Below are 13771 nucleotides of genomic sequence, written 5' to 3'. Positions count from 1 at the left end.
GCCGGCCCTTCTAGCTTCCGATTGCCCGTTATGCTATAAAACGCGCCGCTCGACGGGGTGGTCCCGTCAGGCGATCAAATCCGCACACGCGTCGACACGGTTTCCTGGGTGCCCGAAAGGGTTGGAGATCGGGATGCGTGGAGGCCTAACCCGACTTATAGAGGAACGATCATGTCCCAAGTCACCATGCGCGATATGCTGAAGGCCGGTGTGCACTTCGGCCACCAGACCCGTTACTGGAACCCGAAGATGGGCAAGTACATCTTCGGTGCGCGCAACAAGATTCACATCGTCAACCTGGAAAAGACCCTGCCGATGTTCAACGAGGCTCTGGCCTTCGTTGAGAAGCTGGCTGCCGGCAAGAACAAGATCCTGTTCGTGGGCACCAAGCGTTCCGCTGGCAAGATCGTTGCCGAAGAAGCCACCCGTTGCGGCATGCCCTATGTCGACCACCGCTGGCTGGGCGGCATGCTCACCAACTACAAGACCATCCGCGCCTCCATCAAGCGTCTGCGCGAGCTCGAAGGCCAGTCCCAGGACGGCACCTTCGACAAGCTGACCAAGAAGGAAGCCCTGATGCGCACCCGCGACCTCGAGAAGCTCGAGCGCAGCCTGGGTGGTATCAAGGACATGGGCGGTCTGCCGGACGCGCTGTTCGTGATCGACGTCGACCACGAGCGTATTGCCATCAGCGAAGCCAACAAGCTGGGCATCCCGGTCATCGGCGTTGTCGATACCAACAGCAGCCCGGAAGGCGTGGACTACATCATCCCCGGTAACGACGACGCCATCCGCGCCGTCCAGCTGTACCTGGGCGCGATGGCCGACGCTGTGCTGCGTGGCAAGCAGAACGGTGGCGCTGGCGACGAGTTCGTCGAAGAAGCTGCTTCCGAAGCCGCCGCTGGCTGATAGCTCGACACCGTTGAGCGAAGCGTCAAGCGAAAAGGGGGCTAGGCCCCCTTTTTCGCCACTCCCGAATCGACTGGCCCGCCTGGCGGGCAAGCAAACGAATCAATCCCTTTCCTGAGGATCGCGAACATGGCAGAGATTACTGCAGCCCTCGTCAAAGAACTGCGTGAGCGCACCGGCCAAGGCATGATGGAGTGCAAGAAGGCCCTGGTTGCCGCCAATGGCGACATCGAGAAGGCCATCGACGACATGCGCGCTTCCGGCGCCATCAAGGCCGCCAAGAAGGCTGGCAACATTGCCGCCGAAGGCTCCATCGCCGCCAAGGTTTCCGATGACAACAAGACCGCTGTCATCATGGAAGTCAACTCCCAGACCGACTTCCTGGCCCTGCAGGCCGATTTCAAGACCTTCGTCGCCGAGAGCCTGGACAAGGCGTTCGCTGCGGGCTACACCGACGCCGCTCCGCTGGTCGCTGATCGCGAAGAAGCGCGCCAGGCCCTGGTTGCCAAGTGCGGTGAAAACGTCAACATCCGCCGTCTGACCCGCGTGGAAGGCGACGTGGTGGGTGCCTACCTGCACGGTCATCGTATCGGTGTCCTGGTCTGCCTGAAGGGCGGTAACCCGGAGCTGGCTCGCGACATCGCCATGCACGTGGCTGCCGCCAACCCGGCCGTTCTGAACCCCTCCGACGTTTCCGACGAGCTGATCGCCAAGGAAAAGGAAATCTTCCTGCAGCTGAACGCTGAGAAGATTGCCGGCAAGCCGGAAAACATCGTCGAGAACATGGTCAAGGGCCGTATCAGCAAGTTCCTGGCCGAAGCCAGCCTGGTCGAGCAGGCCTTCGTCAAGGATCCGGAAGTCAAGGTCGGCGAGCTGGCCAAGAAGGCCGGCGCTGAAATCGTCTCCTTCGTGCGTTACGAAGTAGGTGAAGGCATCGAGAAGGTCGAAGTAGACTTCGCTGCCGAAGTAGCCGCCCAGATGGCTTCTTCCAAGTAACAAGTCTGACGGTTTCCGAACTGTCGCCCCGAAGAGGCTGCCCGCTCACGCGTGCGGCCTTTTCGTCAAAGAGGGGGCGCAAAACCGTTTCAGCCGGACGTGTCCGGTATTTGGGTGGTCTCACGGGCACCCATTCGCAGGCCAGGCCTGCAAGAACAGCAAAACGCCGCAGGAGAGATACGCAATGGCACAGCAGGTGAGTGGTCAACCTCGCTATAAACGCATCCTACTCAAACTCAGCGGCGAAGCCCTGATGGGGTCTGAGGATTTCGGGATTGACCCCAAGGTGCTGGATCGTATGGCGCTGGAGGTCGGGCAACTGGTCGGTATCGGCGTCCAGGTCGGTCTGGTGATCGGCGGCGGCAACCTGTTCCGCGGTGCCGCGCTGTCGGCGGCGGGCATGGACCGCGTCACCGGTGACCACATGGGCATGCTGGCCACCGTGATGAACGCGCTGGCCATGCGTGACGCCCTGGAGCGCTCCAACATCCCTGCGTTGGTCATGTCGGCCATTTCCATGGTCGGTGTCACCGACCACTACGACCGCCGCAAGGCCATGCGCCACCTCAAGAGCGGCGAAGTGGTGATCTTCTCCGCCGGCACCGGCAACCCGTTCTTCACCACCGACTCGGCAGCCTGCCTGCGCGCCATCGAGATCGATGCGGACGTGGTGCTCAAGGCCACCAAGGTGGACGGTGTCTACACGGCTGATCCGTTCAAGGATCCGAATGCCGAGAAGTTCGAGCGCCTGACCTATGATGGCGTACTGGACCGCAAGCTGGAGGTCATGGACCTGACGGCCATCTGCCTGGTCCGCGACCACAAGATGCCGCTGCGCGTCTTCAACATGAACAAGCCTGGCGCCCTGCTGAACATCGTTCTGGGCGGCGCCGAAGGAACCCTGATCGAGGAGTCGAACGTATGATCAACGAGATCAAGCAGGATGCGCAGAGCCGCATGGAAAAGAGCGTCGAGTCGCTCAAGACCGCTTTCGCGAAGATCCGTACCGGTCGCGCCCACCCCAGCATCCTGGATGGCGTGATGGTCTCCTACTACGGTAGCGACACCCCGCTGCGCCAGATCGCCAACGTCACCGTCGAGGACTCCCGCACCCTGGCGCTGACCGTGTTCGACAAGGGCATGATCCAGGCCGTGGAGAAGGCGATCATGACCTCTGACCTGGGTCTGAACCCGGCTACCGCTGGCACCACCATTCGCGTGCCGATGCCGCCGCTGACCGAGGAAACCCGCAAGGGCTACACCAAGCAGGCGCGTGGCGAGGCCGAGAACACCCGTGTGGCCATCCGCAACATCCGGCGCGACGCGCTGGCTCAGCTCAAGGATCTGGTCAAGGAAAAGGAAATCAGCGAAGACGACGAGCGCCGCGCCGCCGACGAGGTGCAGAAGCTCACCGACAAGTTCGTCGCCGAGGTTGAGAAGGCTCTGGAAGCCAAGGAAACCGACCTGATGGCCGTTTGAGGTCTGCAGGAACCAGCATGAGCAAGCACAACCAGGAAACCCAGCCGGCAGTACCGCGGCATGTGGCGATCATCATGGATGGGAACAATCGCTGGGCCAAGAAGCGCTTGCTGCCCGGTGTCGCCGGCCACAAGGCCGGCGTCGACGCGGTGCGGGCCGTCATCGAGGTATGCGTCGAGTCGGGCGTGGAGGTGCTGACGCTGTTCGCGTTCTCCAGCGAGAACTGGCAGCGTCCCGCTGACGAAGTCAGCGCGCTGATGGAACTGTTCCTCACGGCCCTGCGCCGCGAGGCGCGCAAGCTGAGTCAGAACGGCATTCGCCTGCGCATCATCGGCGACCGCTCGCGCTTCCACCCCGAGCTGCAGGCCGCCATGGCCGAGGCCGAGGCGCTGGCCAGCGAAGGCCGCTTCCTCCTGCAGGTGGCTGCCAACTATGGCGGCCAGTGGGATATCACCCAGGCCGCACGGCAACTGGCCGAACGGGTGCAGGCGGGCGAGTTGCGCGCCGAGCAGATCGATGCGGCGATGCTGGAGGGCTGCCTGGCCACCGCCGGTCAGCCGTTGCCCGACCTGTGCATCCGCACCGGCGGCGAGCACCGCATCAGCAACTTCCTGCTCTGGCAACTGGCCTACAGCGAGCTGTATTTCTCCGACCTCTACTGGCCGGATTTCAAACACGAGGCCATGCGCAAGGCGCTGGCCAATTTCGCCACCCGGCAGCGACGTTTCGGCAAGACCGGAGACCAGGTGGCTGGGGACTCTCGCGGATGTTGAAACAACGCATTATCACCGCCCTGATCCTGCTGCCGGTTGCGCTGGCGGGTTTCTTCCTGCTGGAAGGCCAGTGGTTCGCTCTGTTCATCGGCGCCGTCATCACCCTGGGTGCCTGGGAGTGGGCGCGGTTGGCCGGTCTGCAGGCCCAGAAGCTGCGTATCGCCTACGCGCTGGTCGTGGTGATCCTGGCGAGCTGGCTGTTCCGCTTTCCGCAGCTGGCGGTGCCGGTGCTGGTGCTGGGGATGCTCTGGTGGTTGGCCGCGATCTGGGCGGTGCTGCGCTACCCGGCCAGCGCCGAAGCCTGGCGCGCCCAGCCGGTGCAGCTGCTGATCGGCCTGCTGATCCTGCTGCCGGCGTTCCAGGGCCTGCTGCTGCTCAAGCAGTGGCCGCTGGGCAACTGGCTGATCGTGGCGGTGATGGTGCTGGTGTGGGTCGCCGATATCGGTGCCTATTTTTCCGGTCGCGCGTTCGGCAAGCGCAAGCTGGCGCCGAAAGTCAGCCCGGGCAAGAGCTGGGAAGGGGTGTTCGGTGGACTGCTGGCCAGTCTGCTGGTGACGCTGGGCGTCGGCCTCTATCGCGACTGGCTGCCCAGCGAGCTGCTGCTGGCCATGCTGGGCGCCGCTGTGGTGGTGCTGATCTCGGTGGTCGGTGATCTGACTGAAAGCATGTTCAAGCGCCAGGCCGGGGTGAAGGACAGCAGCAACCTGCTGCCCGGGCACGGCGGCGTGCTGGATCGCATCGACAGCCTGACCGCGGCCGTTCCGGTGTTCGCGGTCCTGCTCTGGGCTGCCGGTTGGGGAACCCTGTGAAACCTCAATGGATAACCGTGCTGGGTGCTACCGGCTCCATCGGCCTGAGCACCCTGGACGTCGTGGCGCGGCACCCCGAACGCTACCGCGTCTTTGCGCTGACCGGGCATTCGCGTCTCGTCGAACTGGAAACCCTGTGTCTGAAGCACAAGCCGCGCTTTGCCGTGGTGGCCGACCAGGCCGCCGCGCGGCACCTGCAGGAGCGCCTGCAGGCCGCGGGCCTGGAAACCCGGGTGCTGGCGGGCGAGGATGGGTTGTGCGAGGTCGCCGGTCACCCTGAGGTGGATGCGGTGATGGCTGCGATCGTCGGCGCCGCCGGCCTGCGTCCGACCCTGGCGGCCGTGCAGGCCGGCAAGCGTGTGCTGCTGGCCAACAAGGAAGCGCTGGTGATGTCCGGCGCGCTCTTCATGCAGGCGGTGCGCGAGCATGGTGCGGTGCTGTTGCCCATCGACAGCGAGCACAACGCTATCTTCCAGGGCTTGCCCGGCGATTACGCCCGCGGGCTGTCCGCAGTGGGCGTGCGCCGCATCCTGCTGACCGCGTCCGGCGGCCCGTTCCGCGAAATGCCGGCCGCAGCGCTGAGCGATGTCACGCCCGAGCAGGCCTGCGCCCATCCCAACTGGTCGATGGGGCGCAAGATTTCCGTGGACTCGGCGAGCATGATGAACAAGGGCCTCGAGCTGATCGAAGCCTGCTGGTTGTTCGATGCGCGTCCCGAGCAGGTGGAAGTGGTGGTTCATCCGCAAAGCGTGATCCATTCGCTGGTCGACTATGTAGACGGTTCTGTGCTGGCCCAGCTGGGCAATCCGGACATGCGTACGCCGATCGGTCATGCCCTGGCCTGGCCGGAGCGCATCGACACCGGTGTGGCGCCGCTGGACCTGTTCAAGGTCGCACGTCTGGACTTCCAGGCGCCGGATGAAACGCGGTTCCCCTGTCTGCGCCTGGCCCGCGAAGCCGCCCAGATCGGCGGCAGCGCCCCGGCGATGCTGAACGCGGCCAATGAGGTGGCGGTTGCCGCCTTTCTCGAGCGGCGTATCCGCTTTACCGACATTGCACAAATCATTGAAAGCGTACTGAACGCCGAGCCCGTGGTGGCTGTCGAAGACCTTCGGGCAGTTCTGCATGCCGACCATCTGGCCCGTGTGCGGGCACAGGAATGGCTGCAGCGGCATGCTTGCTAGCCGTCCGGCAGTACCGGAAGTCGTTGAGGCAGGGACTCGCCGCGGAGGATTACGATGAGCGCTGTATACATGATCGTGGGCACCCTGATTGCGCTGGGTGTGCTGGTGACCTTCCACGAGTTCGGCCACTTCTGGGTTGCCCGCCGGTGTGGCGTGAAGGTGTTGCGCTTCTCGGTGGGCTTCGGCACGCCGTTGCTGCGCTGGCACGATCGCCACGGCACCGAGTTCGTGGTGGCCGCCATTCCGCTGGGTGGCTATGTGAAGATGCTGGACGAGCGGGAAGGCGAGGTGCCGACAGAGCTGCTCGGCCAGACCTTCAACCGCAAATCCGTCCGTCAGCGCTTCGCCATCGTTTCCGCCGGACCGATTGCCAACTTCCTGCTGGCCCTGCTGTTCTTCTGGCTGATCGCCATGCTCGGCACCCAGCAGGTGCGCCCGGTGATCGGGCAGGTGCTGCCGGGAACGCCGGCCGCGGAGGCTGGACTGCAGGCCGGACAGGAAATCCTTGCGGTGGACGGCAAGGCCGTCGATGGCTGGGGTGCGGTCAATCTGCAGCTGGTTCGCCGGCTGGGCGAAACCGGCATGCTGCAGGTGCGGGTCAGCGAGCCGGACAGCTCCGTCGAGCGTGACTACCAGATCAGCCTGAATGCCTGGCAACGCGGTGTCGAAGAGCCGGACCCGATCGGCTCGCTCGGCCTGCAACCCTGGCGTCCGGCCGTTCCGGCCGTTCTCGCGCATATCGATCCGAGCGGGCCGGCGCAGGCTGCCGGCCTGCGCACGGGAGACCGTCTGCTCAGCCTGGATGGCGTCGCCCTGCGCGACTGGCAGGATCTGGTGGAGCGGGTGCGGGCGCGTGCGGATCAGCAGGTGGTGCTGCAAGTCGAGCGCGCAGGCCAGCCACTGGCAGTCGAGGTGCAGCTGGCTGGCCGTGGTGAAGGCGAGGCTCGCCAGGGCTATCTGGGCGCCGGGGTGAGCGGTGTGGACTGGCCAGCGGAAATGCTTCGCGAGATTCGTTATGGTCCGCTCGATGCGGTCTGGCAGAGCGTGCAGCGCACCTGGTCGATGAGCCAGCTGACCCTGGATTCACTGGGCAAGATGCTGTTCGGGGAGCTCTCGGTAAAAAACTTGAGCGGTCCGATCACCATTGCTAAAGTGGCCGGCACTTCGGCCCAGTCCGGGCTGGCGGATTTCCTGAATTTCCTTGCCTATTTGAGCATCAGCCTGGGCATTCTCAACCTGTTGCCGATTCCCGTGCTTGATGGCGGACACCTGCTCTTCTATCTCTACGAATGGGCAAGAGGAAAACCGCTGCCGGAAAAGGTCCAGGCCTGGGGGATGCAGATCGGCATCGCGCTGGTCATAGGGGTCATGTTGCTGGCCTTGTTCAATGATCTGGGGCGGCTGTGAGCCGCAGTTCTGACGTTCAGCAGTCACATAATCAGTTTTAAAAAAGGACTTCATGAAACGCCTGCTACCTGCGGCGATTGCCGCCCTCCTGATCGCCGAGGCCCACGCGGAGTCCTTCGTAGTCAACGACATTCGTGTCAACGGCCTGCAGCGGGTCTCTGCCGGCAGCGTCTTTGCGGCGTTGCCGTTGAACGTCGGCGAAAAGGTCGACGAGCGCCGCCTGGTGGATGCTTCGCGCGCGCTGTTCCGCACCGGCTTCTTCCAGGACATCCGTCTGGGTCGCGACGGCAATGCGCTGGTCATCGATTTGGTCGAACGTCCGTCGATTTCCAGCATCGAGATCGAAGGCAACAAGGCGATCCAGACCGAAGACCTGCTGCGCGGCCTGCAGCAATCCGGGTTGGCCGAGGGCGAGATCTTCCAGCCGGCCACCCTCGAAGGCGTGCGCAACGAGCTGCAACGCCAGTATGTCGCCCAGGGCCGCTATTCCGCCGAGATCGTCGCCAAGGTCGAGCCGCAGCCGCGCAACCGTGTGGCGCTGAAGATCGAAGTCAACGAGGGCAGCGTCGCCAGCATTCAGCACATCAATGTGGTGGGCAACAGCGTCTTTTCCGATGAGGAAGTCACCGACCTGTTCGAGCTGAAGGCCAGCCACTGGGCCTCGTTCTTCAAGAACGACGACAAGTACGCCCGCGAAAAGCTCTCCGGCGACCTGGAACGCCTGCGCTCGTTCTACCTGGACCGCGGCTATATCAACATGGATATCGTCTCGACCCAGGTGTCCATCACGCCGGACAAGAAGAACGTCTACATCACCGTCAATATCGACGAGGGCGAGAAGTTCACCGTGCGTGACGTGCGCCTCTCGGGCGACCTCAAGGTGCCCGAGGAGGAAATTCGAGCGCTGCTGCTGGTCAAGCCGGGCCAAGTGTTCTCGCGCCGGGTGATGACCACCACCTCCGAGCTGCTGACCCGTCGGCTGGGCAACGAGGGCTATACCTTCGCCAACGTCAACGGCGTGCCCGAGACCCATGCGGATGACAATTCGGTCACCGTCACCTTCGTGGTCGATCCGGGCAAGCGCGCCTACGTCAACCGCATCAACTTCCGCGGCAACACCAAGACCGAGGACGAGGTGCTGCGCCGCGAGATGCGCCAGATGGAAGGCGGCTGGGCCTCCACCTACCTGATCGATCAGTCCAAGGCACGCCTCGAGCGCCTGGGCTTCTTCAAGGAAGTCAACGTCGAGACCCCGGCGGTTCCAGGTACCGACGACCAGATCGACGTGAACTACACGGTCGAGGAGCAGCCGTCCGGCTCGATCATGGCGAGCATCGGCTTCGCCCAGAACTCCGGCCTGATCCTCGGCGGCTCAATCAGCCAGAACAATTTCCTCGGCACCGGCAACCGCGTCAGCCTCGGCCTGACCCGCAGCGAATACCAGGAACGCTACAACTTCAGCTTCCTGGACCCGTACTGGACACCCGACGGCGTCAGCCTCGGCTACAACGCCTTCTACCGCAGCACCGACTATGACGAGCTGGACTACAGCATCTCCAGCTACTCGGTGAACAGCCTGGGCGTGGGCCTGACCTTTGGTTACCCGATCAGCGAGTACTCGCGCCTCAGCTACGGGCTCTCGGCGCAGCAGGACGAGATTCAGACCGGTCTGTATACGGTCGACGAAATCGTCCAGTTCATCGAAGGCGAGGGCGACAGCTACACCAACTTCAAGGCCAACATCGGCTGGTCGCAATCGGCGCTCAACCGGGGCGTGCTGGCCACCCGCGGCCATTCGCAGAGCCTCTACGTCGAAGCCACGCTGCCGGGCAGCGACCTGTCCTTCTACAAGATCGACTACCGCGGGCAGATCTTCGCGCCGCTGGGTGACAAGTATGCGCTGCGTTTCCATACCCAGCTGGGTTATGGCGACGGCTTCGGTGACAGCGAAGGCTTGCCGTTCTACGAGCATTACTACGCGGGCGGTTTCAACTCTGTGCGTGGCTTCGAGGACAGCAGCCTGGGCCCCCGCAGTACGCCGAGCGTGGTCCGCGATGCCAACGGGGATATCGTTTACAGCGTTCGCGACCAGTACGGCCGTGTCACCGATCCCGATCAGGACCCGCTGCCCTTCGGCGGCAACGTGCTGATCCAGGGTGGCGTCGAGCTGCTGTTCCCGCTGCCCTTCGTCAAGGACCAGCGCTCGTTGCGCACGACCCTGTTCGTCGATGTGGGCAACGTATTCGACACCAACTGCAGTGCGTCCCAGAAGAACCGTAACGATCCGAGCTGCGACATCGACATCGGCAACATGGCCAGCTCCGTCGGCGTCGGCCTGACCTGGATCACCGCGCTGGGCCCGCTGAGCTTCAGCCTGGCCAAGCCGATCAATGAGCCGGAAGACTCCGACACCCAGGTCTTCCAGTTCTCCCTTGGTCAAACCTTCTGATCCACCCAACCCTGGAGTACACCGTGCGTAAACTCACCCAGCTGGTTCTCCTGGCCTCCGCCCTGGTGGCTGCCCCGGCTTTTGCCGAAATGAAGATCGCCGTACTGAACTACCAGATGGCGCTGCTCGAGTCCGATGCCGCCAAGCGCTACGCCGTGGACGCCGAGAAGAAATACGGTCCGGATCTCAACAAGCTGAAGACCCTGGAAAGCGACGCCAAGCGTCTGCAGGATCGCCTGACCAAGGAAGGCGACAAGCTGTCCACCGCCGAGCGTGAGCGCCTGGAGCTGGAGTTCCGCCAGAAGGCTCGTGACTTCCAGGCTCAGTCCCGCGAGTTGAACGAAGCCAAGGCGCGTGGTGACCAGGAAACCCTGCAGCAGCTCAAGCCCAAGCTCGACCAGGCCGTTGCCGATGTGCTCAAGAAGGGCAACTACGACCTGGTTCTGGACCGCGCCGCCGTCATCGACGTCAAACCGCAACTCGACATCACCCGCCAGGTGATCGAACGGATGAACCAACTGCGCTGAAGTATGAAGTCTCTAGCATTCACTCTCGGCGAGCTGGCCGAGCGACTGGGCGCCACCCTGCGTGGCGCCGCCGACAAGCAGATCTCCGGACTGGCTACCCTGCAGGACGCCGGCCCCGGGCAACTGACCTTCCTGGCCAATCCCCAGTACCGCAAGTACCTGGACCAGACCCGGGCCGGCGCCGTGCTGCTCAAGGCTGCAGACGCCGAGGGGTATGCAGGCGACGCGCTGGTGGTACCGGATCCCTATCTGGCCTACGCGGGGCTCTCGCACCTGTTCGATCGCAAGCCGGTCGCCGGCGCGGGCATTCATCCCTCCGCCGTGGTGGCCGATGACGCCGAAATCGATCCTAGCGCCAGCATCGGGCCCTGTGCCGTCATCGAAAGCGGCGCCAGGATCGGCGCCCATGTGACCATCGGCGCGCACTGCGTGATCGGCGCCCGCTCCGTGGTGGGCGAGGGTGGCTGGCTGGCACCGCGGGTCACCCTTTACCACGACGTCACCATCGGCAAGCGCGTGGTGATTCAGTCTGGCGCGGTGATTGGCGGCGAAGGCTTCGGCTTCGCCAACCAGAAGGGTGTCTGGCAGAAGATCGCCCAGATCGGCGGCGTGACCATCGGCGACGATGTGGAAATCGGCGCAAATACCACTGTAGATCGCGGAGCGCTGGCCGATACCCTGATCGGTAACGGCGTCAAACTCGACAACCAGATCATGATCGCGCACAACGTGCAGATCGGCGACCACACCGCCATGGCGGGCTGCGTGGGCATTTCCGGCAGCACCAAGATCGGCCGTCATTGCATGATCGCCGGCGGCGTCGGCATGGTCGGGCACATCGAAGTCTGCGACAACGTGTTCGTCACCGGTATGACCATGGTGACCCGTTCGATCACCGAACCGGGCTCCTATTCCTCCGGTACGGCCATGCAACCGGCGGCCGAGTGGCGCAAGAGTGCGGCGCGCATCCGTCAGCTCGACGAGATGGCCCGCCGTCTGCAACAACTTGAAAAACGTCTGGCGGCCGTGACCCCGGACGGGGATGCCTCATCTGAAGCCTGAAGGTTTCAACCGCATTCTTCCTGAGTATCAAGGCTTCCTGAACATGATGGACATCAACGAAATACGTGAACTGCTGCCGCACCGCTACCCGTTCCTGCTGGTGGACCGGGTCGAGGCCATTGATCTGGAAGGCAAGACCATTCGCGCCTACAAGAACGTCACGATCAACGAGCCGTTCTTCAACGGGCATTTCCCGCAGCACCCGATCATGCCGGGCGTGCTGATCATCGAAGCCATGGCCCAGGCCGCCGGCCTCCTGGGTTTCCGCATGCTGGATGCCACGCCGGCGGACGGCACCCTCTACTACTTCGTCGGTTCCGACAACCTGCGCTTCCGTCAGCCGGTCGTGCCCGGCGACAAGCTGACCCTGCAGGCGCGCTTCCTTAGCGCCAAGCGTGGCATCTGGAAGTTCGCCTGCGAGGCGAGCGTGGACGACAAGCCGGTCTGCTCGGCGGAAATCATTTGTGCGGAACGCAAACTATGAGTTCGATTGACCCGCGCGCGATCATCGACCCGAGTGCCCGTCTGGCCGAAAACGTCAGCGTCGGCCCCTGGTCGATCATCGGCCCGGATGTGGAGATCGGTGAAGGTACCGTCATCGGCCCGCATGTGATCGTCAAGGGTCCCACCCGCATCGGTCGCAACAACCAGATCTTCCAGTTCTCTTCCATCGGCGAAGACACTCCCGACCTCAAGTACAAGGGTGAAGCCACTCGCCTGGTGATCGGTGACCACAATGTCATCCGCGAAGGCGTGACCCTGCACCGGGGCACCGTGCAGGACCGTTCGGAAACCACCATCGGCAGCCACAACCTGATCATGGCCTACGCCCATGTGGGGCATGACTGCGTGATCGGCAACCACTGCATCCTGGTGAACAATACCGCGCTGGCGGGTCACGTGGTGATGGACGACTGGGCGATCCTCTCCGGCTACACCCTGGTGCACCAGCACGTGCGTATCGGCGCCCACAGCTTCTCCGGCATGGGCACGGCCATCGGCAAGGACGTGCCGGCCTTCGTCACCGTATTCGGCAACCCGGCCGAGGCGCGCAGCATGAACTTCGAGGGCATGCGCCGGCGCGGTTTCTCCGCCGAGGCGATCCAGGCCCTGCGCCGCGCCTACAAGATCGTCTACCGCCAGGGTCTGACCATCGAGCAGGCCTTGGCCGAGCTCGAAGGCACGGCCAGCCAGTTCCCCGAAGTGGCTCTGTTCCGTGACTCCATCCGCGCCTCCACGCGCGGCATCACCCGCTGACGCCATGGCGGCTTCCTTGCGCGTCGCACTGGTCGCCGGCGAAGCGTCCGGCGACATCCTCGGCTCGGGCTTGATGCGTGCCCTCAAGGCACGCCATCCGGAGGTGGAGTTCATCGGCGTAGGCGGTCCGCGCATGGAGGCCGAGGGCCTGGTCTCCATGTTCCCCATGGAGCGCCTGGCGGTCATGGGCCTGGTCGAGGTGCTCGGCCGACTGCCCGAGCTGCTGCGCCGCCGCAAGCAGCTGATCGCCGACCTGACCGCCGCCAAGCCCGACGTGTTCATCGGCATCGACGCCCCGGATTTCAACCTCGGTGTCGAGTTCAAGTTGCGTCAGGCCGGCATCAAGACCGTTCACTATGTCAGCCCCTCGGTGTGGGCTTGGCGGCAGAAGCGCGTGTTCAAGATCCGCGATGCCTGCGATCTGATGCTGACCCTGTTCCCGTTCGAGGCACAGTTCTACACCGAGCACCAGGTGCCGGTGTGCTTCGTCGGCCACCCGCTGGCCGACGATATCCCGCTGCAGGCCGACCGCGCCCAGGCGCGCCGCGAGCTGGGTCTGGCAGAGGAGGGCGCCGTGGTGGCCCTGCTGCCGGGTAGTCGGGGCGGCGAAGTGGCCAAGCTGGGCAGTCTGTTCCTGGATGCCGCCGAGCGCCTGCGCGCCCTGCGTCCGGAGCTGCACTTCGTATTACCCTGCGCCAACGCCGAACGCCGCGCCCAGCTCGAACAGATGCTGGCCGGCCGCAACCTGGCGCTGACCCTGCTCGACGGCCAGTCGCACCAAGCGCTCGCCGCCTGTGATCCCTGGCCCTTATCCCCATCTCACCCAGCTCACGCACCCCTACGCCTATATATCTCTGGGCGCGCGACCACTGAAACCACACCATCTTCACCCTCAGTCGCAGCTCAGCCGACCACCCGG

The 13771-nt window shown here is 64.0% G+C and carries 14 protein-coding genes; all 14 read left to right on the top strand.

Annotated features, from left to right (window positions below; translation table 11 throughout):
* Window positions 1–171: 171 nt before the first annotated feature.
* Complete coding sequence (rpsB, locus tag SF06_RS07430; RefSeq protein ID WP_039560549.1) at window positions 172–909, top strand: 30S ribosomal protein S2; 738 nt, start codon at window positions 172–174, stop codon at window positions 907–909.
* Window positions 910–1038: 129 nt separating this feature from the next.
* Window positions 1039–1905 carry a translation elongation factor Ts gene (gene tsf / locus SF06_RS07425; RefSeq protein WP_027589222.1) on the top strand — a complete coding sequence of 289 codons (867 nt, stop codon included), beginning with the start codon at window positions 1039–1041 and terminating at the stop codon, window positions 1903–1905.
* A gap of 184 nt (window positions 1906–2089) precedes the next feature.
* On the top strand, window positions 2090–2830 hold the full coding sequence (gene pyrH, locus SF06_RS07420) for a UMP kinase (protein WP_027589221.1): 741 nt from the start codon (window positions 2090–2092) through the stop codon (window positions 2828–2830).
* Window positions 2827–3384, top strand: coding sequence for a ribosome recycling factor (gene frr, locus SF06_RS07415; protein WP_027589220.1), 558 nt, complete (start codon window positions 2827–2829; stop codon window positions 3382–3384). Before pyrH ends, frr begins: the two co-directional genes overlap by 4 nt.
* A gap of 17 nt (window positions 3385–3401) precedes the next feature.
* Window positions 3402–4157: a polyprenyl diphosphate synthase gene (uppS, locus tag SF06_RS07410; protein WP_027589219.1), complete on the top strand. Its 756-nt coding sequence runs from the start codon at window positions 3402–3404 to the stop codon at window positions 4155–4157.
* Window positions 4151–4966 carry a phosphatidate cytidylyltransferase gene (locus SF06_RS07405; RefSeq protein ID WP_039560545.1) on the top strand — a complete coding sequence of 272 codons (816 nt, stop codon included), beginning with the start codon at window positions 4151–4153 and terminating at the stop codon, window positions 4964–4966. The genes uppS and SF06_RS07405 overlap by 7 nt, the downstream gene beginning before the upstream one ends.
* Complete coding sequence (gene ispC / locus SF06_RS07400) at window positions 4963–6150, top strand: 1-deoxy-D-xylulose-5-phosphate reductoisomerase (RefSeq protein ID WP_027589217.1); 1188 nt, start codon at window positions 4963–4965, stop codon at window positions 6148–6150. The genes SF06_RS07405 and ispC overlap by 4 nt, the downstream gene beginning before the upstream one ends.
* Window positions 6151–6204: 54 nt before the next feature.
* On the top strand, window positions 6205–7557 hold the full coding sequence (gene rseP, locus SF06_RS07395) for a sigma E protease regulator RseP (RefSeq protein WP_039560542.1): 1353 nt from the start codon (window positions 6205–6207) through the stop codon (window positions 7555–7557).
* 52 nt (window positions 7558–7609) lie between these two features.
* Window positions 7610–10006, top strand: coding sequence for an outer membrane protein assembly factor BamA (bamA, locus tag SF06_RS07390; RefSeq protein WP_027589215.1), 2397 nt, complete (start codon window positions 7610–7612; stop codon window positions 10004–10006).
* A 23-nt stretch (window positions 10007–10029) separates the two neighbouring features.
* Window positions 10030–10533: an OmpH/Skp family outer membrane protein gene (locus SF06_RS07385; RefSeq protein ID WP_027589214.1), complete on the top strand. Its 504-nt coding sequence runs from the start codon at window positions 10030–10032 to the stop codon at window positions 10531–10533.
* 3 nt (window positions 10534–10536) lie between these two features.
* Entirely contained in the window at window positions 10537–11595 is a 1059-nt protein-coding gene (lpxD, locus tag SF06_RS07380; RefSeq protein ID WP_027589213.1) for a UDP-3-O-(3-hydroxymyristoyl)glucosamine N-acyltransferase, read from the top strand.
* A gap of 43 nt (window positions 11596–11638) precedes the next feature.
* Window positions 11639–12079: a 3-hydroxyacyl-ACP dehydratase FabZ gene (gene fabZ, locus SF06_RS07375; RefSeq protein WP_027589212.1), complete on the top strand. Its 441-nt coding sequence runs from the start codon at window positions 11639–11641 to the stop codon at window positions 12077–12079.
* Window positions 12076–12852, top strand: a complete 777-nt coding sequence (gene lpxA, locus SF06_RS07370) for an acyl-ACP--UDP-N-acetylglucosamine O-acyltransferase (protein WP_027589211.1) — start codon at window positions 12076–12078, stop codon at window positions 12850–12852. Before fabZ ends, lpxA begins: the two co-directional genes overlap by 4 nt.
* A gap of 4 nt (window positions 12853–12856) precedes the next feature.
* Window positions 12857–13771, top strand: a 915-nt coding sequence (gene lpxB, locus SF06_RS07365) for a lipid-A-disaccharide synthase (RefSeq protein ID WP_156143274.1), incomplete at its 3' end; no start/stop codon positions are given.

The sequence above is a fragment of the Pseudomonas flexibilis genome (assembly GCF_000802425.1).
GTDB classification, from domain to species: Bacteria; Pseudomonadota; Gammaproteobacteria; order Pseudomonadales; family Pseudomonadaceae; genus Serpens; species Serpens flexibilis.
Note: the sequence above shows the minus strand (reverse complement) of the source record. Positions and strands in the feature narration are given on the sequence as shown.

What these genes read in the sequence shown, in the direction of transcription:
- lpxD (WP_027589213.1), top strand. Translation starts at nt 10,537, where the DNA reads ATGAAGTCTCTAGCATTCACTCTCGGCGAGCTGGCCGAGCGACTGGGC.
- bamA (WP_027589215.1), top strand. Translation starts at nt 7,610, where the DNA reads ATGAAACGCCTGCTACCTGCGGCGATTGCCGCCCTCCTGATCGCCGAG.
- rseP (WP_039560542.1), top strand. Translation starts at nt 6,205, where the DNA reads ATGAGCGCTGTATACATGATCGTGGGCACCCTGATTGCGCTGGGTGTG.
- tsf (WP_027589222.1), top strand. Translation starts at nt 1,039, where the DNA reads ATGGCAGAGATTACTGCAGCCCTCGTCAAAGAACTGCGTGAGCGCACC.
- fabZ (WP_027589212.1), top strand. Translation starts at nt 11,639, where the DNA reads ATGATGGACATCAACGAAATACGTGAACTGCTGCCGCACCGCTACCCG.
- uppS (WP_027589219.1), top strand. Translation starts at nt 3,402, where the DNA reads ATGAGCAAGCACAACCAGGAAACCCAGCCGGCAGTACCGCGGCATGTG.
- rpsB (WP_039560549.1), top strand. Translation starts at nt 172, where the DNA reads ATGTCCCAAGTCACCATGCGCGATATGCTGAAGGCCGGTGTGCACTTC.
- pyrH (WP_027589221.1), top strand. Translation starts at nt 2,090, where the DNA reads ATGGCACAGCAGGTGAGTGGTCAACCTCGCTATAAACGCATCCTACTC.
- lpxA (WP_027589211.1), top strand. Translation starts at nt 12,076, where the DNA reads ATGAGTTCGATTGACCCGCGCGCGATCATCGACCCGAGTGCCCGTCTG.
- SF06_RS07405 (WP_039560545.1), top strand. Translation starts at nt 4,151, where the DNA reads ATGTTGAAACAACGCATTATCACCGCCCTGATCCTGCTGCCGGTTGCG.
- frr (WP_027589220.1), top strand. Translation starts at nt 2,827, where the DNA reads ATGATCAACGAGATCAAGCAGGATGCGCAGAGCCGCATGGAAAAGAGC.